Origin of the sequence: Rhodococcus sp. ARP2, assembly GCF_001029585.1 — a bacterium.
GTDB classification, from domain to species: domain Bacteria; phylum Actinomycetota; class Actinomycetes; order Mycobacteriales; family Mycobacteriaceae; genus Rhodococcus_F; species Rhodococcus_F erythropolis.
In genome coordinates, this window is sequence record NZ_LEKE01000001.1 from 153774 (window position 1) to 173003 (window position 19230).

At 64.1% G+C, this 19230-nt stretch carries 17 protein-coding genes and 1 pseudogene; 11 read left to right on the forward strand and 7 right to left on the reverse strand.

Annotated elements, in window-relative coordinates; genetic code table 11:
* The first annotated feature begins 69 nt into the window (after window positions 1–69).
* Window positions 70–1428: a hypothetical protein gene (locus ABX74_RS00790; protein WP_223257793.1), complete on the forward strand. Its 1359-nt coding sequence runs from the start codon at window positions 70–72 to the stop codon at window positions 1426–1428.
* 106 nt (window positions 1429–1534) lie between these two features.
* Window positions 1535–2662, forward strand: coding sequence for a glycosyltransferase family 4 protein (locus ABX74_RS00795; RefSeq protein WP_021334103.1), 1128 nt, complete (start codon window positions 1535–1537; stop codon window positions 2660–2662).
* Window positions 2663–2747: 85 nt separating this feature from the next.
* Here ABX74_RS00795 and ABX74_RS00800 read toward each other — a convergent pair whose 3' ends face one another.
* On the reverse strand, window positions 2748–4559 hold the full coding sequence (locus ABX74_RS00800; protein WP_047887999.1) for an AMP-dependent synthetase/ligase: 1812 nt from the start codon (window positions 4557–4559) through the stop codon (window positions 2748–2750).
* A 159-nt stretch (window positions 4560–4718) separates the two neighbouring features.
* On the opposite strand from ABX74_RS00800, the gene ABX74_RS00805 reads away from it, so the two are divergent.
* The 8 genes from ABX74_RS00805 to ABX74_RS00840 all read left to right on the forward strand — a co-directional run bounded on the left by ABX74_RS00805 (window position 4719) and on the right by ABX74_RS00840 (window position 11367).
* Window positions 4719–5105 carry a polyketide cyclase / dehydrase and lipid transport gene (locus tag ABX74_RS00805; RefSeq protein ID WP_047888000.1) on the forward strand — a complete coding sequence of 129 codons (387 nt, stop codon included), beginning with the start codon at window positions 4719–4721 and terminating at the stop codon, window positions 5103–5105.
* 63 nt (window positions 5106–5168) lie between these two features.
* Window positions 5169–5606, forward strand: coding sequence for an SRPBCC family protein (locus tag ABX74_RS00810; protein WP_019748898.1), 438 nt, complete (start codon window positions 5169–5171; stop codon window positions 5604–5606).
* Entirely contained in the window at window positions 5607–6875 is a 1269-nt protein-coding gene (locus ABX74_RS00815; RefSeq protein WP_021344584.1) for an ArsA family ATPase, read from the forward strand.
* Complete coding sequence (locus ABX74_RS00820) at window positions 6872–7267, forward strand: hypothetical protein (protein ID WP_047888001.1); 396 nt, start codon at window positions 6872–6874, stop codon at window positions 7265–7267. Before ABX74_RS00815 ends, ABX74_RS00820 begins: the two co-directional genes overlap by 4 nt.
* A 124-nt stretch (window positions 7268–7391) precedes the next feature.
* Window positions 7392–8432 (forward strand): ROK family protein, encoded by a 1041-nt coding sequence (locus ABX74_RS00825; protein ID WP_020969875.1) that lies wholly within the window; start codon window positions 7392–7394, stop codon window positions 8430–8432.
* 94 nt (window positions 8433–8526) lie between these two features.
* On the forward strand, window positions 8527–9333 hold the full coding sequence (locus tag ABX74_RS00830; protein WP_020969874.1) for a lysophospholipid acyltransferase family protein: 807 nt from the start codon (window positions 8527–8529) through the stop codon (window positions 9331–9333).
* 66 nt (window positions 9334–9399) lie between these two features.
* The gene (locus ABX74_RS00835; RefSeq protein WP_003941683.1) at window positions 9400–9891 is read left to right on the forward strand and encodes a polyadenylate-specific 3'-exoribonuclease AS; all 492 of its coding nucleotides are present in this window, start codon (window positions 9400–9402) and stop codon (window positions 9889–9891) included.
* 90 nt (window positions 9892–9981) lie between these two features.
* Window positions 9982–11367 carry a class II 3-deoxy-7-phosphoheptulonate synthase gene (locus ABX74_RS00840; protein WP_007730070.1) on the forward strand — a complete coding sequence of 462 codons (1386 nt, stop codon included), beginning with the start codon at window positions 9982–9984 and terminating at the stop codon, window positions 11365–11367.
* Window positions 11368–11450: 83 nt separating this feature from the next.
* Here ABX74_RS00840 and ABX74_RS00845 read toward each other — a convergent pair whose 3' ends face one another.
* Window positions 11451–11879 (reverse strand): protein-tyrosine phosphatase family protein, encoded by a 429-nt coding sequence (locus tag ABX74_RS00845; protein ID WP_047888002.1) that lies wholly within the window; start codon window positions 11877–11879, stop codon window positions 11451–11453.
* A 27-nt stretch (window positions 11880–11906) separates the two neighbouring features.
* The gene (pknB, locus tag ABX74_RS00850; protein WP_024487850.1) at window positions 11907–13970 is read right to left on the reverse strand and encodes a Stk1 family PASTA domain-containing Ser/Thr kinase; all 2064 of its coding nucleotides are present in this window, start codon (window positions 13968–13970) and stop codon (window positions 11907–11909) included.
* A gap of 348 nt (window positions 13971–14318) precedes the next feature.
* Between pknB and ABX74_RS00860 the strand changes: the two genes are divergently transcribed.
* Complete coding sequence (locus ABX74_RS00860; RefSeq protein ID WP_020969869.1) at window positions 14319–14687, forward strand: Rv2175c family DNA-binding protein; 369 nt, start codon at window positions 14319–14321, stop codon at window positions 14685–14687.
* Between the two features lie 20 nt (window positions 14688–14707).
* Here the strand turns inward: ABX74_RS00860 and ABX74_RS00865 are convergent, their stop codons facing one another.
* From ABX74_RS00865 to ABX74_RS00880, 4 genes and pseudogenes are all read right to left on the reverse strand, one after another.
* Window positions 14708–15652: a phytoene/squalene synthase family protein gene (locus ABX74_RS00865; protein ID WP_047888004.1), complete on the reverse strand. Its 945-nt coding sequence runs from the start codon at window positions 15650–15652 to the stop codon at window positions 14708–14710.
* A 10-nt stretch (window positions 15653–15662) separates the two neighbouring features.
* Complete coding sequence (locus ABX74_RS00870; protein WP_139148524.1) at window positions 15663–17240, reverse strand: alpha-(1->6)-mannopyranosyltransferase A; 1578 nt, start codon at window positions 17238–17240, stop codon at window positions 15663–15665.
* A gap of 98 nt (window positions 17241–17338) precedes the next feature.
* A complete protein-coding gene (gene crtI, locus ABX74_RS00875; RefSeq protein ID WP_047888006.1) occupies window positions 17339–18931 on the reverse strand; it encodes a phytoene desaturase family protein in 1593 nt (530 codons plus the stop codon).
* Between the two features lie 2 nt (window positions 18932–18933).
* Window positions 18934–19230 (reverse strand): annotated as a pseudogene (locus ABX74_RS00880) (polyprenyl synthetase family protein); the annotation flags it as partial.

Below are 19230 nucleotides of genomic sequence, written 5' to 3' on the forward strand. Positions count from 1 at the left end.
TGCTGCGCCCGAGCGGCGTGTGGCCAGCCGCCGTGAAGCGTCGAGTCGAGTTCTCCTACACTCGGCACCGTGCCGACTGAACCGATGACGACGCCCGACGTCGGCGCAGATCGACCACGCCGTTGGGAGTATCCAGCCCTCGTGGCGCTCGGCGTTGCCGTGGTGCTCGTGCTCGGTTTGACGATCTTCCTGACGAACAGGTCCGATTCCGACGAAAATGTGGCCAGTGAACAGGACGCCGAACGCACCGCGCAGGTACAAGCATTTCTCGATGCATGGGCTGCGGCGCAGATGTCCGACGATCCGTCGGGGCTGGCGAAGTTCGTCGACAGTGCTGCGGCACCCGGTGTGCTCGAAGCGGAAGTTCGACGAGCCACCGCTGCGGGAGCGCTCGACTTTGCCGACTGGGGATACGAGATTCCCAGCGGCGGCCTGACACCGGCGCCGCGAACCGGTGCACCGGACGGAGACGTCGAGGTCTGGAATGCGCAGGTCCTGTTGCGATACGCCCTCGACGGCGTTGACGCATTGCCCACTCGCAAGGCAGTGTCCATGACGCTCGCGAAACGCGGCGATCAGTGGTCGGTTCTTGCGGACGGGTCGATCGTCGGACTGGACGGAGCCCGAACGGCGGGCGAATCCTGGAACGGCCCTTGGGACTTCGGGCCGCTGGCCGTCGCCGAAAATACCGCGGGCAATGCACTCGTGATCGGTCACCCGGGTCAGCAGGCGTTCGTCGACGCTTTGGCGGCCGATGTGGACTCAGCCATCGAGAACACGACGCAGTTGTGGGGGCCGTGGTGGTCCGAGCGCGCGGTGCTCATGGTGGCGGGGTCCGCGGAGGAGTTCACCGCACTGGTCGGCTCCCATCACGACGGCGCTTCGATTGCCGCAGTGTCGGTCGCGGATGCAACGGCGGACGGGTCTTCCGACGTGAGCGGCCAGCGGGTGGTCTTCTCACCTGCCGCGGCTTCGAGGCTGACCGACATCACCAGGCGAACGGTGTTGCGCCACGAGCTCATGCACATAGCCGCCCGATCGAAAACCCGTGACGGGTCGCCGATGTGGGTGTTGGAAGGGTTCGCCGAATACGCGGGAAATCGTGGATCCTCGCGGGCCTGGGGTGAGATCGCGCCGACTCTGGCAGCAGCGGTCCGCTCCGGCGATACTCCGACAGAGTTTCCGGACGACACACAGTTCGGCGGTGTCCCGGTCGTGAGTTCACTGGCGTACGAATCGGCGTGGTCTATCAACGCGTATATCGCTGATCGATTCGGCGAGGCGAAGCTGACCGACCTCTTTCGCGCCCTCGCCTCCGGAAAGATGACGGCCGAAGACCTCGACTCGCGGATCCGAGCGGTCCTCGGCGTCGGAACCGAGGAACTGCGAGTCGGATGGGTCGACTGGACCAACAGCCATCTGGGCTGAGCGGTTTGCGGCTGGACGTTCGACTCGGCGAGGTGAGCTTCGCAAGTCTCGAAGCACTGCGTGCCCTTGTCACGACTCCAAGCACAGCGTGCCCTACGGTGGACGGATGCGCCGGACCCTCTTGGTGACCAACGATTTTCCTCCTCGCCCCGGAGGTATCCAGTCTTATCTCCACACGTTTGCCGGGCACCTGCCGGCGGACAAGTTGGTGGTGTACGCACCGCGGTGGCGGGGCGACTCGCACAAGAAGTTCGATGCGGCACAGCCTTTCGAGGTCGTTCGGCACCCGACGACACTGATGCTGCCGTCGCCCTTTGTTGCTCGTCGGGCCGCGAAGCTGGTCAAGAAGCACGACTGTGAGTCGGTGTGGTTCGGTGCGGCAGCGCCCTTGGCGCTGTTGGCGCCGGTTGTTCGACGCGCCGGAGCGAGCCGAGTGATCGCGAGTACTCACGGCCACGAGGTCGGGTGGTCGATGATTCCCGGTGCGCGGCAGTCGTTGCGTGTGATCGGCGATCACACGGATGCGGTGACGTTTGTCAGCAAATACACCCGTGGACGGTTCTCGGCGGCTTTCGGCCCGCAAGCGGCGCTCGAGCACCTTCCGTCCGGAGTGGACACGTCGGTGTTCCACCCGGACTCGGTCGCCCGCGCAGAACTGCGCAAGCGATACGGGCTGGGGGAGCGGCCCACGATCCTGTGCCTGTCGCGGCTCGTGCCACGCAAGGGGCAGGACATGCTCATCAAGGCGCTGCCGACCATTCGCAAGAGCGTCGACGGGGCGGTACTGGTGATAGTCGGCGGTGGACCGTACGAGGACCACCTCCGTCAATTGACACGTAAGACCGGGATGGACGATCACGTCGTCTTCACCGGCACGGTGCCCGCCGCAGAGTTGGCGGCTCACCACACGATTGCCGACGTGTTTGCCATGCCGTGTCGCACGCGAGGCGCGGGATTGGATGTCGAAGGACTGGGAATCGTCTACCTCGAGGCCTCGGCGACCGGCGTTCCGGTCATCGCCGGCCGCAGTGGTGGCGCTCCGGAAACCGTGCAGCAGAACAAGACCGGGCTCGTGGTCGACGGCACCTCTGTTCGCGACGTCGCCGAATCCGTGATCGAGGTGCTGTCCGATCGTGATCGAGCGGCCGCGATGGGAGCCGCCGGCCGGGCGTGGGTTGCCGAAGACTGGAAGTGGGACACGCTCGCTTCGAAGCTGCGTAATCTGCTCGGCTGAGCCACCGGGACTCGAACGCAAACGGCCCGCACCGAATTCGGTGCGGGCCGTTCGTTGCGGCTGCGAGAAGCTGCTTGCCGAAAACCTACTTGGCGTAGATCTTTTCGATGTCGGCGGCAAAGCTCTCGTGCACGACGTTGCGCTTGAGCTTCATCGTGGGCGTGAGTTCGCCTGTGTCCTCGGAGAAGTCGACCGGAAGAATGCGGAACTTCTTGATCGCCTCGGCGTGTGAGACGAGCTTGTTGGCCTCGTCGATGGCGTCCTGGATTTCACCGACCAGTTCGCCGTCCGAAACCAGGTCGGCAGCTGTGGTTCCCGCGGCCTTGTTGTTGCGCTCGTTCCAGGCGGGAAGTGCCTCGGCGTCGATGGTGATGAGAGCGCCGATGAAAGGCTTCTGGTCGCCGACCACGATGGCCTGGCTGATCAGGGGGTGTGCGCGAAGGGAATCTTCGAGCTGAGCGGGGGAGACGTTCTTGCCGCCTGCCGTGACGATGATTTCCTTCTTGCGACCGGTGATCGTGATGTAGCCGTCCTTGTCGACGGTGCCCAGGTCTCCGGTGTGGAACCAGCCGTTCTCGATCGACTCGGCGGTCGCCTTCTCGTTGCGCCAGTAGCCGGTGAAGACCACCGGTCCCGAGAGGAGGATTTCGCCGTCTTCGGCAATGCGAACGGAGTTGCCGGCCAACGGCTTTCCGACAGAGCCGACCTTCTGTGCGCCGATGGTGTTGACGGCGAACGCTGCGGTGGTCTCGGTCAGTCCGTAGCCCTCGTAGATCGTGACGCCGATACCGCGGAAGAAGTGGCCGAGTCGAGCGCCCAGGGGTGCACCACCGGAAATGGCCAGCTGGCACTGTCCACCGAGTGCAGCGCGCAGCTTCGAGTACACGAGCTTGTCGAAGAGGGCGTGCTTGGCCTTGAGAACGATGCCCGCGCCGCCCTTGTCCTGAGCCTCGCTCCACGCGACCGCGGTGTCTGCGGCCGCGTCGAAGATCTTGCCCTTGCCGTCACCGTGCGCCTTGGCGCGTGCGCTGTTGTAGACCTTCTCGAATACGCGCGGCACCGAGAGGATGAAGTCGGGCTTGAACTCGCCGAACGTCGGAACGAGGTTCGGGATGTCGCTCGTGTGTCCAAGCGCTGCACCGGCATCGAACGACGCGATGCTGACTGCGCGAGCGAGAACGTGCGCGAGCGGCAAGAACATCAGGGTGCGAACGCCGGGAGTCTTGAGCAGCGTCCCGAGGTTGGAGTCGAGGATGCCCTTCGACTCCGCAATGAGGTTGGAGTGCGTCAGCTGGCAGCCCTTGGGTCGGCCAGTGGTGCCCGAGGTGTAGATCAGGGTCGCGGGATCGGAGGCCTTCAGTGCAGCGACGCGGGCGTGGACGTCCTCGTCGGAGATGTCGGCGCCCAGTGCGGTCAATTCCTCGACGACACCCTTACCGCCCGCCGCGGCATCGATCTGGTAGACCGTGCGCAGCGCGGGTGCGGCTGCAGCGACGTCCTTCACGGTCGCGGCGTGCGTGTCGTTCTCGACGATGAGGTCGATTGCTTCTGAGTCCTCGAGAATCCAACGAACCTGCTCGGCTGCGGAGGTTTCGTAGATCGGAACCGTCACGCCACCGGCTGCCCAGATGGCGTAGTCGACGAGCGGCCATTCGAAACGCGTCGCCGACATGAGGCCGACGCGGTCGCCCTGCTTGACGCCGATCGCGATGAGGCCCTTGGCGACTGCAGTCACCTGGGCGGCGAAATCGCCTGCAGTGACATCGACCCATGCATTTCCGACTTTGCGCTTGTAGACAACCGCCGCCGGCTTCGTCTTCGCGAAGGCGAAGACCGAGTCGACCGCGGAGGCATCCTCGGGAATGGTGAACGTCTGGGGTGCGCTGAACTCAGGCACGAAATACCTCCGACACTGCGAAATACTGACGAGTAGGGTTTTCGTCTCCTACTGTAGTCGCATGTCCGACGCAGTTGTGGCCAGGCTTACAGTCTGTCCGGTATGTAGTGGTGCGACACCCCCCGACGCTTCGCCGACGCGATATGTGAAGCTACTTCGGTGAGCAGCATTCAGGTCGCAGACCAGACTTTCATCGCCGCCCCGCCCGAGCGGGTCGCCGAACTGTTGTCCTCGCGCGCGCGGTGGCGTCGCTGGTTCAGTGATCTTGCGCTCGAAGTCCGGGAAGATCGCGGTCCCGCAGGATTCCGTTGGGGAGTGTCCGGTCAGCTGGTCGGCACCATGGAGGTGTGGCTCGAACCGGTCATGGACGGGACGATCGCGCACTACTTCCTGCACTGTGAACCGGTCGGCGTATCACCGTCGGATCTGGCGAACCTCGACCTCGCCGGGATGAACCGAGAGCGTCGGGTCGACGGCAAGGTCATGTCCTTCCAGCTCAAGCGCGAACTCGAAGCGGGACGTGCCGCCGGGGTAGCACCGGACTGATAATCGAAGTAGTGCTCGTTGTGCAGGTTCTGGACTTTTGACGAAGGAAGGTAGCGCAGTCGTATGGCCGAGAAGACCAAGGGGTTGATCAGCATCGACGCCCCTGCCGACGCCGTGATGGACGTCATCGCCGATTTCGCGCAGTACCCCGAATGGGTGGCCGCGGCGAAGTCCGTCGAGGTGACGGCGCCGGGGCAGGGCGGCCGCGCGGACCGAGTGCGTTTTGTCCTCGACGCGGGGATGGTGAAGGACACCTACGAACTGCAGTATTCGTGGGCGCCGGACGGTATGGCGGTGAGCTGGGAGCTGATCTCGGGTGAGATCCAGAAGTCCCAATTCGGTTCGTACACACTCGAGCCCGGCCCGAACGGCACCACCTCTGTCACCTACGAGTTGACGGTCGACCTGACGATCCCGATGATCGGTCTCTTCAAGCGCAAGGCCGAGAAGATCATTACCGACACAGCTCTGAAAGAACTGAAGAAGCGAGTCGAGGGCTGAGTGCCGGAGCAACGATCTCGCGTCCAACTGTTCGTCGGTAAAGGCGGAGCAGGCACGACGACGCTTGCCTCGGCGACGGCTGTGTCGGCTGCGTCCGACGGGGCACGAGTGCTTTTGGTGTCGATCGATCAGGCAGGTTCTCTCGCGGATGTCGTGGGCGTGCCGGCGCTGCGAACGACTACACCTCTCACCGAGCGCCTCGACGTCCGGCAACTCGACACTTCCGAGCTCCTCGAGGAAAAGTTCCGAGGACTGTCGGGATTGATCGATGCTGCAGGAAATTTCGGAGCGGGAGATCACGAACACGGTTCGTCGTTCGAAGGGTTGGAACCGGAAGAGTTGACGGGATCCCTGGGGATCCAAGACATACTCGGACTCTCCGAGATCGTCGATATCTCGAGCAGCGGTGACTACGACCTCGTGATCGTGGACTGTCCGGCCGCAGCCGAAGCGCTGCGGATCCTCGGGTCGCCGTCGATGGTGTCGGAGTATCTCGAGCGATTGTGGCCGCGGCACAGGCGGATGGTCGCCGTGACAGGCTCGGACATGCGAGTGTTGCTACTCGTGTCCGTCATCGAACGCGTGCTCGCGTCGGTGGATCGAATCGCCGTTCACCTCTCGGATCGGGAGAACACCAGCGTGCGCGTTGTGACGTCGGCCGATGGCGTGTCGGCCGCGGCGACTCGCCGGACGCTGTCCGGTCTGGCTCTGGCCGGATTGCGAGTCGACGGGATTATGGTCAACAACATTGTCCCGCAGTTCAACTCGTCGGCCGGGAAGGGTGTCGACGATTCGCCGGCGGCACAATGGCTCGCTTCGATCAGGGCGTCACAGGCACTCGTCGTCGACGAATTGCGTGGATCGACTGATGGAATGTCCGTCACAACGGTCGAGCGCGCCTGCGCCGAACCGGTAGGGTTGGCGGCTCTGGGCGAGATCGCGGCCACGTTCGAGGGTGGAACGGGCACGGATTCGGACACCGTCGACACAATCGACGCTGTCGACACCGCGGACAACATCGTGGTGTCGTTGGAGTCGGGGGCCGGAGTCGATTCGGTGTACGTGATGCGGATGTACCTTCCGCTCGTGGATCCGTCGTCGTTGTCGTTGGGCCGGGTGGAGGACGATGTGCTGGTGGGAGCAGACGGCGTACGACGCAGAGTTCGTTTGGCGTCGGTGCTGCGTCGTTGTGTCGTGAACGGGGCGGAGTTGGACGGCAGTTACCTGATCATCCGGTTCAGCCCGGATCCCGCGGTGTGGCCAGTATGAGCGAAGAGCACGAGCGCCTCGTCGCGGAATTTCGCGCGCTGGCGGATACCGTTCTGACGCGCCTGGAACCGGTCTTGCAAAAGGCTGCAGCAGCGACGGCCGACGTTGCGGGTGACTCGGCGTCAGCGGACACGCAGCCGGTGTTCACTGGCTGCAGTTGGTGCCCGGTGTGCGCTCTCGCTGCACTGGTTCGCGGTGAGCACCACGAACTACTGGCGTTTCTCGCGGGTCACGCAGCCGCGTTCCTCGCATTGCTTCGCGAGATTCTCGACGAGTTTCTCGGGGGGCCGTCCGGCCCGGATCGCGGACCGGACACCGGAGCGACGACGCCAGGTGCCGAGCGAACTCGAACGGCGGCATTTGTCCCGATCAACGTGACGGTCAAGGACTGACTTAGTACCCCGGGTAGAGCTGACGGCCCGAGATGAGCACAATCGACACAATGGTCACCGACGCACGAGGCACCGATACAGGGTGCGCACTCCAGCGGGCGCCGCTCGCGCGGGAATTGGCGCGATGAGCGCGCGCCGCTTGAAAGCGGTCTCCGACTCCACCATGGACGACATCTTGACGGTCGGCATCGACGTCGGCGGAACGAGCATCAGGGCCTCCGTCGTGGACGTCGACGGACAAGTGCTCGAGATGATTCAAGCCCCGACCCCGCAGTCCGCACGCGCTCTCGAAGACGGCCTCGATCGCGTCGTACGCGAACTGGTCACCCGGCACGAGGTATCTGCCGTGGGGTTGGCGGTCGCCGGTTTCATCACCTCCGATCGAAGCTCGGTTCGGTTCGCGCCGCACTTGCCCTGGGTGGACGCGCCGGTGGGCAGTGACTTGAGCAAGCGGCTCGGATTGCCGGTCGTTCTCGAGCACGACGCCAATGCAGCGGCGTTCGCGGAGCACCGATTCGGCGCGGCCGCAGGTGGCCGCAATGTCGTGATGGTGGCAATCGGGACCGGAATCGGCGGCGCGCTGCTGATCAACGGTGAGCTGTACCGGGGCAGTCACGGCGTCGCCCCCGAACTCGGCCACATCCAGGTCGTGCCAGGCGGGCGTCAGTGTGCGTGTGGCAAGCGTGGGTGTTGGGAGCGCTATTGCAGCGGAACGGCGCTCGTGGACACGGCAATCGAACTGCTGGCCGCCGACCCGGCTGCGTCGACGGTTCTGGCGCGCGAAGTAGCGGTGGATCCGGGTTCCCTCACCGGTCGCCGGATCGCCAACGCCGCGCAGGACGGTGACCCACTCGCTCTGGCAACCATTGCCGAGTTCACCCGTTGGCTGGCCGTCGGATTGGCGATGGTCGGGGACGTCTACGATCCCGATCTGGTCGTGATCGCAGGCGGCGTCGCGAGTTCTGCCCCACTGTTTCTCGACGACGCCCGTGAGCAGTACGCGACATTGTTGACCGGCGCGAAGCACCGCCCGCTGGCACGAATCCGTTCGGCTCAACTCGGCGAAGCTGCGGGCATGGTGGGCGCCGCCGCATTGGCGCGTTCGGTCGTGCCTCAGGATCTCGGTGGGGTCGACGGCGCTGGAACCACGTCTGCCGGACTGTGATCGGGTCGATCCTCCAGGGGCGTGTGTAGCGGGGGTTACCGGTCGGCAGTAAGGTCGTACTCAGCGAAATTCAGCTGTGAATGGGAGGGACGCCGTGTGGTATTGGCTCTTCAAGTATGTGTTGCTGGGGCCGATTCTCTGGCTGCTCGGGCGTCCGACGGTCAAAGGTCACGAGAACATTCCGACTGACGGCGCGGCCATTCTGGCCAGCAATCACCAGGCGGTTCTGGACTCGTTCTACCTTCCGCTTCGCGTCAACCGCCGTATCACCTTCCTTGCCAAGAGCGAGTACTTCACCGGTTCCGGCCTGAAGGGCGCCTTCCAGAAGTGGTTCTTCACCGCGGTCGGACAGGTCCCCATCGACCGAACCGGCGCGGACGCGGCGCAGGATGCGCTCAACGCCGGTCTCAAGGTTCTCGGTTCGGGCAGTCTGCTGGGTATCTACCCCGAAGGAACGCGTTCGCCTGACGGTCGTCTCTACAAGGGCAAGACCGGAATGGCGCGCCTCGCGCTCGAATCGGGCGTCAAGGTGATCCCGGTTGCGATGGTCGGTACCGACAAGATGAATCCGATCGGCTCACGGATGTGGCGCCCCGCGAAGGTCACCGTGATCGTCGGTGAACCCATCGATTTCTCCCGCTTCGAAGGCATGGGCGGAAACCGCTTCGTCGAGCGGGCTGTGACCGACGAAGTGATGTACAAGCTGATGAAACTCTCCGGTCAGGAGTACGTGGACATCTACGCGGCGAGCCTCAAGAACCAGGCGCCCACGAAACCCGAAGCTGCCGTCGATGTTCCGGCGGAAGGCGGCGAGTCGGTTGTTGATCTCGTGGTCTCGGCCGAGTCGAAGGAGTCCGCGAAGACCGACAAGGATTCGCTCCCGGACGCACAGGCCAGCTAGAGATTTCCCACACCTGCCGCACGCGCATTGGCTCCAGAGCCTGCGCGTGCGGCATAGTTTTCGGACGTGCGCTACTTCTACGACTGTGAATTCATCGAAGACGGTCGAACCATCGATCTCGTGTCCATCGGCGTTGTCTGCGAGGACGGCCGAGAGTATTACGCGGTCTCGACGGAGTTCGATCCCGCCCGTGCCGGTAGTTGGGTGCGCAAGAACGTGCTGCCGAAGTTGCCGCAGCCTTCGTCGCCGCTGTGGAAATCACGCGAGAAGATCCGCGACGATCTTCTGAAATTCTTCGTTCCGCGGCCGATGGTCGTTCCGGAGCTCTGGGCGTGGGTAGCCGCATACGACCACGTCGCGCTGTGCCAGTTGTGGGGCGATATGACCGAACTACCGCAGTCGATGCCGCGGTACACCCGCGAACTCCGACAGTTCTGGGAAGACAACGGCAGTCCTGCCCTCCCGTCAGCGCCCGCCGACGCACACGACGCACTTGCCGACGCCAGGCACAACCTCGTGAAGTTCGACGCGATTTCGGCAGCACGTTCACTTCGCTGACTCAGGTTTCGGTGCGCGAGAAGTGTCCCGATTGGGCTGCGATCGAGAGCCTGTGTGACGCGCCGACGGGCGAGCGAATATCCTGTAGAGGTGAACTGGACTGTCGACGTGCCGATCGACCGCTTGCCCGAACTCCCGCCGCTGCCTGCCGGACTGCGTAAGCAGCTCGACGAGGCACTTGCGAAGCCCGCTGCTCAGCAGCCCTCGTGGCCCGCTGACCAGGCGGCCGCCATGCGGACTGTGCTCGAGAGCGTGCCTCCCATCACGGTGGCCAGCGAGGTCGAGGCGCTGCAAGAGCGTCTCGCGCAGGTCGCGCGTGGTGAAGCATTCCTGCTCCAGGGCGGTGACTGCGCCGAGACATTTGCGGACAACACCGAGCCGCACATCAAGGGAAACATTCGCACGTTGCTGCAGATGGCCGTCGTGCTCACCTACGGTTCCTCGATGCCGGTCGTCAAGGTTGCTCGCATCGCCGGCCAGTACGCCAAGCCGCGTTCTGCCGACATCGACTCGCTGGGGCTCAAGTCGTACCGCGGCGACATGATCAATTCGCTCGTCGCCGACGAGGCAGTCCGTGCGCACGATCCTTCGCGTCTGGTGCGCGCATACGCCAACGCCAGCGCCGCGATGAACCTGGTTCGCGCGCTCACCGGCGCCGGTATGGCCGATTTGCACAAGGTGCACGACTGGAACCGCGAGTTCGTCGCAGCTTCGCCGGCGGGCGCACGCTACGAGCAACTGGCAGCCGAGATCGACCGCGGCCTGCAGTTCATGAACGCGTGTGGCGTCACCGATCCGAGCCTGCACCAGGCACAGATCTTTGCCAGCCACGAGGCCCTGGTTCTGGACTACGAGCGCGCGATGCTGCGTCTCGACAACGACAGCGACCACCCCAAGCTCTACGACCTGTCGGCCCACTTCCTCTGGATCGGTGACCGCACCCGTCAGCTCGACGGCGCGCACATCGCCTTCGCCGAGTTGGTCTCCAACCCGATCGGCCTCAAGATCGGTCCGAGCACCACGCCGGAAATGGCGGTGGAATATGTCGAGCGTCTCGACCCCACCAACAAGCCGGGTCGACTGACTCTGATCTCGCGCATGGGCAACGGCAAGGTCCGCGACCTGCTGCCGGCGATCATCGAGAAGGTCCAGGCCACCGGCCACCAGGTCATCTGGCAGTGCGATCCGATGCACGGCAACACCCACGAAGCCTCCACCGGGTACAAGACGCGCCACTTCGATCGCATCGTCGACGAGGTTCAGGGCTTCTTCGAGGTCCATAACGGCCTCGGCACGCATCCGGGTGGTATCCACGTCGAGCTGACCGGTGAGAACGTCACCGAGTGCCTCGGCGGCGCACAGGACATCTCCGACCTCGATCTCGGTGGTCGCTACGAGACGGCGTGCGACCCCCGATTGAACACCCAACAGTCGTTGGAGCTCGCGTTCCTCGTGGCCGAGATGCTGCGAGGCTGAAACCCTGCTTCGCCGAAGCTGATTCGCACCGGCACTGATTTTCGGCAAACGCCCTCACCCGCTCGCGCAGGTGGGGGCGTTCGCTATGTCATGAATCGTGTGACGAATCGGCGCTGCCAGGGCATTTCGACGGCGCGAGGTGAGTAGCGTGCGCGAACGTACGCGGTGGCGTCCTTACTCGGCACTCCGTCCATAATGGCAAGAGCGGCCAAAGCTGTTCCGGTGCGGCCGAATCCGCCACCGCACGCGATCTCGACTCTTTCGGTTTCCGAACGCACCCACACTTCGTGCAAGGCGCTGCGCAGCGCGTCGGGATCGCTCGGCAACCAGAAATCTCGCCAGCGGACCCACACCGAATTCCACTCGGTGGCGGGAGGTTCTTTACCGGTCAGGTAGACACCGAAGGTGGGGAGAGGCCCGGAAGGAAGTGGATTGCGGAGTCCTCGACCCCGAATCGATCTCCCCGACGGCAAGTCGAGTATCCCTATGCTCTCGGGTTCCCACGTGGCCATGAATTCAGACTAGGCCGAAGCGGACTGTCAGGGAATTGCGACGACGCTGATGTCGGTGCCCTTGGCAACGAGGTCGTTCTTGACGCTCTGGCTGATGATGACCGAGCTGTCGTTCTGGGTGAGCTGACGCACGGTGATCTCGAGGCCGAGGCGGCCGAGTTCTTCGCGTGCTGAGGAGACGGAGCGGCCGATCAGCGAGGGAACCTTGACGGAGTCGGAGATGAGGAGAACAACGGAGGTGCCGGCGTTGACGGAGGACCCGACTGCGGGATCTGTGCCGATCACGCTACCGCCCTCGACGGCGTCGTCGAACGTTGTTCTGGTGGTGCTGACGGAGATACCTACCTTGTCGAGGGCGGCGCGCGCAGCGTTCTCGGACATGCCCTTCACATCGGGAATGTCAACGGGCGGTGACCCTTTGGACGTGATGACCTTGACCGAGGAGCCCACGGCAACCTCGGTTCCCGGCGCCGGGTCGAGCGCCGCCACGCCGCCGATCGGGATCTTGGAGCTGAATGTGTCCCCGCCGTCGACCGCGACGAGAGTACGGTCGGCGAGTTGTGCGCCCAGGGCCGAGACGTCGCCGCCGGCCGGAATGGGCGGAACAGTCGGACGCCCGAGCGAAGTCAGCAGCGCGACGGTCGAGCCTTTGGTAACCCTGGAGCCGGAGGCCGGGTCTGTCCCGATCACCGTGTCGATGGGTTGGGCGTCGGAGTACTGACCCTGGACCTCGGGGGAGAGCCCGGCGTCCTGCAGAGCGGTGACCGCAGTGTCCTTGGTCAGCCCGTCGATCGAGGGAACAGCTGTATAGCGGCCCGAGCCCATCCACCATCCGCCGAAGCCCAACGCAAGCGCGAGGACCGCGATGACGAGCAGCCAGATCAGGGTGGCTCGTCGAGACTTGCGTCGTGCTTCGACAAAATGAGCGTGCGGATCGTCAGGTCCCAGTTGGTCGTCGCCGAAATCGGAACCGTCGTCGAAATCCGAGTCGCCGTCGACCGTCGCCGGACGAGCAGTTTGTGCGGTGACCGCGCGAGTGTGCTGAATGCCGCCGGGGGGAGGAGAGCCCGTGCCGAGCGCCGTAGTGGCTGCCGCAGCCGGGGCCACGCCGGACGCCAATACCGTCGTGGCACCAGGGTTCGGGCGCGCAGCAGAGTTCGGGTGTACATCCGTCGGGGGCGCAGGCGCCGGTTGTGGCCGAGCCGGGGCAACCTGCGCGCTCTGGTGCTGGGCGCTTCGACGCGGAGCCGGAACGCGGTATGACGGAAGTTCCAGTTGTTCGCTCACACTGCGAAGTGCAGCTGCCATCTCACCAGCGTCGGCGAAACGATGTGCCGGCTCGCGGTGAGTGGCTTCGGCAACCAGGCGATCGAACTGTGCCGGTACACCGGGGATGCGTGAACCGGGGCGCGGGACATCGTCGTGGATGCGTTGGTAGGCGATGGAGAGTGACGTATCACCGGTGAACGGTGTTGTACCGGTGAGAAGTTCGAACATCAACACGCCGGTCGAGTAGACGTCGCTTCGAGTGTCGGCAATTCCTGACGTCACCTGTTCCGGCGACAGATAGGCTGCGGTGCCGAGGATCACGCTGTTGGAGGTGGTGGTTGCTGCCGCGGCTGCACGCACCAATCCGAAGTCGGCGATCTTCACTTCGCCGGTGTCCGAGATCAAGATGTTCTCGGGTTTGACGTCACGGTGAACCAGTCCCGCTCGATGCGCCACCGCCAACGCGTCCAGGACAGGTGCCACGACTGCAGCGACGGCGTGAGGCGGCATCGGTCCGCGCTCACGAAGGAGTTCGCGCAAAGTTCCACCGTCGACGAGTTCCATCACGAGGAACACGTGATTGCGATCGCTGCCCTGGTCGTAGACGGCCACAAGGGACGGATGCTTGAGTCTGGCCACGGCCCGGGCCTCGAACTCGAAACGAGTCAGGAACGCTGGATCGCCGGCAAATTGCGGGTCCATCACCTTGATAGCGACAGGTCGATCCAACCGTGTATCGAGGCCTCGATACACGGTCGACATACCGCCGCGCGCGATCGGTGCGTCCACTCGATAGCGGCGCTCGAGCATTTCGCCGATCAACCCTCGACCTCCGTAATGACTATTCCTCCGTGCTTGCGATCTGTGTGGTTGCGATCTGTGTGGTTGTGCTCTGTGTGGTTGTGCTCTGGGCGGTAGCTGTCAGCATGTAAGTAGTGGCCCCCGCCGTACGGGCGCCGATTCGCGGTCACCACGAAATCCCGGTTCACGAAATCCCGGTTCACGAAATCCCGGTTACTGATACGCCGCATCCCGTCCATCGTAGCCAGCGATACCGACGCGGAAGTCTCGAGAACGTCACAGAGCGCTGTGACCCAAGCGGAGCGGCGGTTTCGAGCACTGCACCGGGCGGTACACAGCGGGCTCGCCGGACCGGATAAACTTCTCGCGGTGAGCGCGATTCCTTATTGTGATGATGTCCTGGATTCTTCGGTTTCCCTGTTCCAGCTGGTGGATGTGGCGAAGAACGTCGGGTTGCCGGTGAGCAAGGTTCACCAGTTGCTTCGCGATCACAAGATCATCGCAGTCAAGCGGCATGGCGTTCTCGGTGTCCCCGAAGTGTTCTTCGGTGAGGACGGCCAGATCGTCAAGTGGTTGCCCGGTCTGCTGGCGGTGCTGCACGACGGCGGCTACACCGATATCGAAATCCTCCGCTGGTTGTTCCTGGCCGACGATTCCCTGCCGGGGCGCCCGGTGGACGCACTGCATGGTGATCTCGCGCGTGAGGTCATCCGCCGCGCACAGGCCATGGCTTTCTGAGATGCCGGCCTTCTGACAACTCACCTCATGCGGTTTTTCGCCGCGTAGGTTGCCGACCGGACCAGACCCGGCGCAGCGACTCGAAGTCGCGTGCGTCCGGGAACGGACACTCGTCGATGCAGTATCCGGAAGTCGGCGCGCTCGACCTGGTCGAGAATTGCTCCGTACAACACGAAAGCCGTGCGGATCGACGGCTGGACCCGCCGATCGAGCATCGGGATGCCGGATTCGGCGGACCGATACCGCCCCCGCGTCACGGCAATGAAGTGTGCCAGCGCGCGCTTGACCCGAACGTCCACCGTTCCGGTTCTGCGCCCGTGCTCGAGCATCTCGATGTCGACCCCGAATGCGGCGAACTCGCCCGCCGGGAGGTACAGACGTCCCCGGTCGAGGTCTTCACCGACGTCGCGGATGAAGTTGGTCAGCTGAAACGCCTCACCGAGATTCGACGCGGGCACTACAGCTTCCTGCTGCGGAACGCTCACTCCGAGAATCGGGAGCATCTGCAAACCGATGACGACGGCGGAGCCGTACATGTACTCGGCAAGCTCGTCCATCGTGTTGTAGACGGGTCGAAACTTCGCGGTGTCGGGGGCGTCCATCCGCATGGACTCGAAGAAGGCGTCGAAGTATGCACGCGGAATGTCGAACGTCTTCACAGCATCGGCGAAGGCAGGGAGTACGCGTGTCAGGTCGAGGGGAACCGTCGACGGCAAGCCACCTGTCGCAGTGGGGTTGTCGAGTGCGGTGACGGCTGCACGTTCGACGTCGGCGAGCACCGTGCCTCGTTCATGTGGACCCGAGGGTTCGTCCACGACGTCGTCGACGACGCGAGCAAATGCGTAGAGAGCGTGAACTGCGCGGCGTCGAGGCTCGGGCAGCAACCGAGTGGCCAGAAAGTACGTTCGGCCGTGTTCCCTCGTCACGTCCTCGCAGAATTCATAGGACGCAGACAATGCGTTCATGACACGCGGATCACGCAGATTCTGACGTCGAGGGCGCCGAGGCGGCTGACGTCATTTCGATCGGTTTCTCGTGTTTGCGTCCACGAAGTCTGAGTGGATCTTCCGTCTGCAAGGACATAGCCGCGATCACGGCAGCGACGATGGCCAGAGCCACATGCGGGAAGGTGTAGAGGCCGATCGATCCGTCAGGCTGGAACACCAGCATCAGCCAGGTGGACAGCCCTGTCAGTACGGCGAGAGTCGTCGGCGACATTGCGAAACCGGCCGCTACTGCCAGCGGCCAGGAGTAGTACCAGGGGAGTGCTGCGGGGGACAGAACGACGATGGCGACCATCACGATCACGATGCCCATGACGGCGTCGCGCTCGGACTTGCGGTAGCGCCACCACACGACGGCGATGATCGCGATCAACACAACCGCCGAGATGGTCCGGGAGACTTCGAGGATGTCGTTGAAATGGTCACCGGCGAACCAGGAGGTGGCCATGGTTCCGATGTGCGCCACGATCGTGGGCAGCGAGAGCCAGTTGATGATCTTTGCCGAACCCGAGAGTGCGGTCGTCCAGCCGAGGCCGACGCCGGCGATCAGTGAGGTGGATCCGAGTACCGCCACGAATACCGCGAAACCTGCACCGGCCGTTTTGACGAACGATCGGATCGGTGACGCCGGTTCTCGCCCGGCCGCGGCCGCGTCCTCCCGCTCGTGGATCATCCAGATCCAGACGATGAAGGGAAGTGCGACGCCCGCGGTTGCCTTGATCGCGACGGCGAGTGCGATCAGCCCGATTCCGAACAGGTGCTTGCGTTCGAGAGCGAGCGCAATGCCCGCGGCCATGAGGCCGACCATGAGCATCTCGTTGTGAACGCCGCCGATCAGGTGGATCAGGACGAGGGGATTGAGTACTGCGAGCCACAGGGCGATCGAGGTGTTTCCGCCGAGCTTCGTCGCGAGATGGGGAACGGCCCACATCATCAGGGCGAGTCCGGGCAGCATCGTGATCCGCAACAGCATCGTGCCGGCGATGACGTTCTCGCCGGTCAGCCGAACGATGGCGTCGGCAAGGAGAAGGTGAACCGGGCCGTACGGGGTAGTTGTCGTCGTCCACACGTTGGAGACGTTGTCGAGCAGGATTCCCGGATTGACGACGGGGCCGACGGCATACGGGTCGAAGCCGTTGCGTAACAAGGCGCCCTGTGCCAGGTAGGAGTAGGCGTCACGGCTGAACATGGGCACCGCGAACAGCAGCGGAAACGTCCAGACCGGGACGACGTAGCGCAGGCCGCGCAACGAGACGTCACCGCGCAGAGTCGAGCGGCCCAGTCGAACCCAGGCAGCGATCATGCACAGGACACCGATCCAGACGATGGCCGCCGACAGAATCGATCCGTGTCCGAAACGGAGCCAGGACAGATGCATCGACTCGAGCAGCGGATCTTGGCGCCGGACGCTACCGGCACCGAATCCGCCGAACGTGATCATGACTGCGCCGAAGAAACCGAGCAGTGCACTGTGACCTTCGGGAGTCCGAAGGAAATTGGCGGCCCTTAGGTGCCACGGTCTTTCAGTGGCTGCGGCAGAGGACGTCATCGGTGCAGGTTCCTCCCCCGAGGAGATCGGTGTCGATCGGCGCATGCAGCGCCCGAGTCGGTGAATCGTGGATGAATTGTCGGTTACGAGGGGCTAGTTTAGTTGCTCGCACGAGTGCCCACCGCGCTGGCTCGCTCGCGTGTACCGGTAATACGTTCGGCGGCGAGCCGGCCGGACAGCAGAACGGTCGGTACTCCCACCCCCGGAACGGTTCCCGATCCGGCGAGAACGACGTTGTCGAAGCCGCGGGCGAGGTTCTTGCGTCGGAACGGCCCCGTCTGGGTGAAGGTGTGTGCCGCCGCGAACGGGCTACCCGCGGCCATGCCCTTCTCGAGCCAGGTCTGCGGGGTGTCGACGTGATCGATATCGAACCCCTCGACCAGTCCCGTATAGCCACGTTCTTGCAGCGTGAGGATGATTTCACGCACGTAGGCCGGGCCGAGAACTGCCCAGTCGAGCGGCGCACTGTCCAGATTCGGGCACGGCGCGAGGACTGACAGCGGTTCACGGATCCGGCCGTCTCGCGAGAAGGCCAGGCTCGGGTCGGTCTGCGCCGGTCGGGTGACGAGCAGTGACGGATCACTCATCAATTGCCCGCGGCCGCGGCGTGCCGTGATCTCGGCGAAGGTGCGCTTCCACGCCTCGCCGAAGTCGATCATGTGGTGTCGCTGCGCGGGCCATCCGTCGGCGACGGCTGAAGAAACAGTGCCGTGAATCACGACCGCGGACGGCGATGTACGCACCGGTCGCGTGCGCAATCGCGTATGCGGGCGCAAGAGGGAGTCCGTGACGGCCATGTCGGGGGTGAGGACTGCGACATCACAGTCGTAGCTCTCACCGTCGCGTGTGTGTACGGCACGCACGCGACGGTCGCTCGCCTCGAGTCGTTCGACCGTGCGGCCGAGATGCAGAATTCCGCCGGCCTCGGTGAAAGCGTCGGCCATCGACTCGGCGATCGTGCGCATCCCGCCCTCGGGAAAGTAGACGCCCAGTGAGGTGTCCATGTGAGCGATCGCCCCGTACACCGCGAGGGCTCGAGACGGAGCAACTCCCGCATACAGCGCTTGGAAAGTGAAGATCCGCCGGAGGCGAGGGTCGCGGATCTTGCGATCCACCTGCCCGCCCAGTTTCCCGAATCCTCCCAGTGCGACGAGTCGGCTCAGATCCTTGACTGCTTCACGCGAATTGACCAGTCCGAGGGGAGAATCGAAGTCGGCGTCCATGAAGCGGTCGAATTCCGCGTCGAAGATGCGGTTCAGCCATCGCCGCAACGCACGGTATCGCTGCGCTTCTTCCGGCCCGCAGACACGGGAGACTTCGGCAGCCATGTCTTCGGGGTCGGCGTGAACATCGAGAGCGGTGCCGTCTGCGAATCGCGCGTGGTACGTCGGATCGAGCTTGTGCACAACGAATTTGGGGTTTGTCGAGTCGGGGTCGGAGCCGACGGCCGCAAGAGCGTCTTCGACGAGTTCGGGCATCGTGAGCACCGTTGCGCCGTTGTCGATGCTGTAGTCACTGCCCTGGTAGACACCGACTCGCCCGCCGACCGAGCCGTTGCTCTCGAGGATCGTGACGTCGCGGCCGGCGCCACGCAGATACAACCCCGCAGACAGTCCGGCAAGTCCTGCGCCGACGATCACGACTCGATCGGTCGGCGAGCTGACGGTTCGAGTGCGGTGCACGTCTGCCACGGTCAGTAGCTTCGCTTCGTGGCCGCGATCGCCATATCGGTCAGGCGAGCCTTGGACTCTGCCGTTGCCGTGCTCGAGTCGAGGGCGTTCGCAGCTGCCTCGACGAGGGTGTCGATCTGCGTTTCGACGTCGGTGACGGCGCCAAGATCGGTGATCACCTGACGCAGAGTGTCGACTTCGTTGTCGGTCAACTGGGTGCCGATTCCGTTGCGGAGCAGTTCTGCTGCCGCCGGATCTGCGGCGTCGGCGCGGGCAAGCGCCATCGCGAACAGGACAGTCCGCTTACCGGCGATGAGATC

Coding starts and splice junctions, on each gene's coding strand:
- ABX74_RS00795 (WP_021334103.1), top strand. CDS start 1,535: ATGCGCCGGACCCTCTTGGTGACCAACGATTTTCCTCCTCGCCCCGGA.
- ABX74_RS00810 (WP_019748898.1), top strand. CDS start 5,169: ATGGCCGAGAAGACCAAGGGGTTGATCAGCATCGACGCCCCTGCCGAC.
- ABX74_RS00820 (WP_047888001.1), top strand. CDS start 6,872: ATGAGCGAAGAGCACGAGCGCCTCGTCGCGGAATTTCGCGCGCTGGCG.
- ABX74_RS00825 (WP_020969875.1), top strand. CDS start 7,392: ATGAGCGCGCGCCGCTTGAAAGCGGTCTCCGACTCCACCATGGACGAC.
- ABX74_RS00845 (WP_047888002.1), bottom strand. CDS start 11,879: ATGGCCACGTGGGAACCCGAGAGCATAGGGATACTCGACTTGCCGTCG.
- ABX74_RS00865 (WP_047888004.1), bottom strand. CDS start 15,652: ATGAACGCATTGTCTGCGTCCTATGAATTCTGCGAGGACGTGACGAGG.
- ABX74_RS00870 (WP_139148524.1), bottom strand. CDS start 17,240: ATGACGTCCTCTGCCGCAGCCACTGAAAGACCGTGGCACCTAAGGGCC.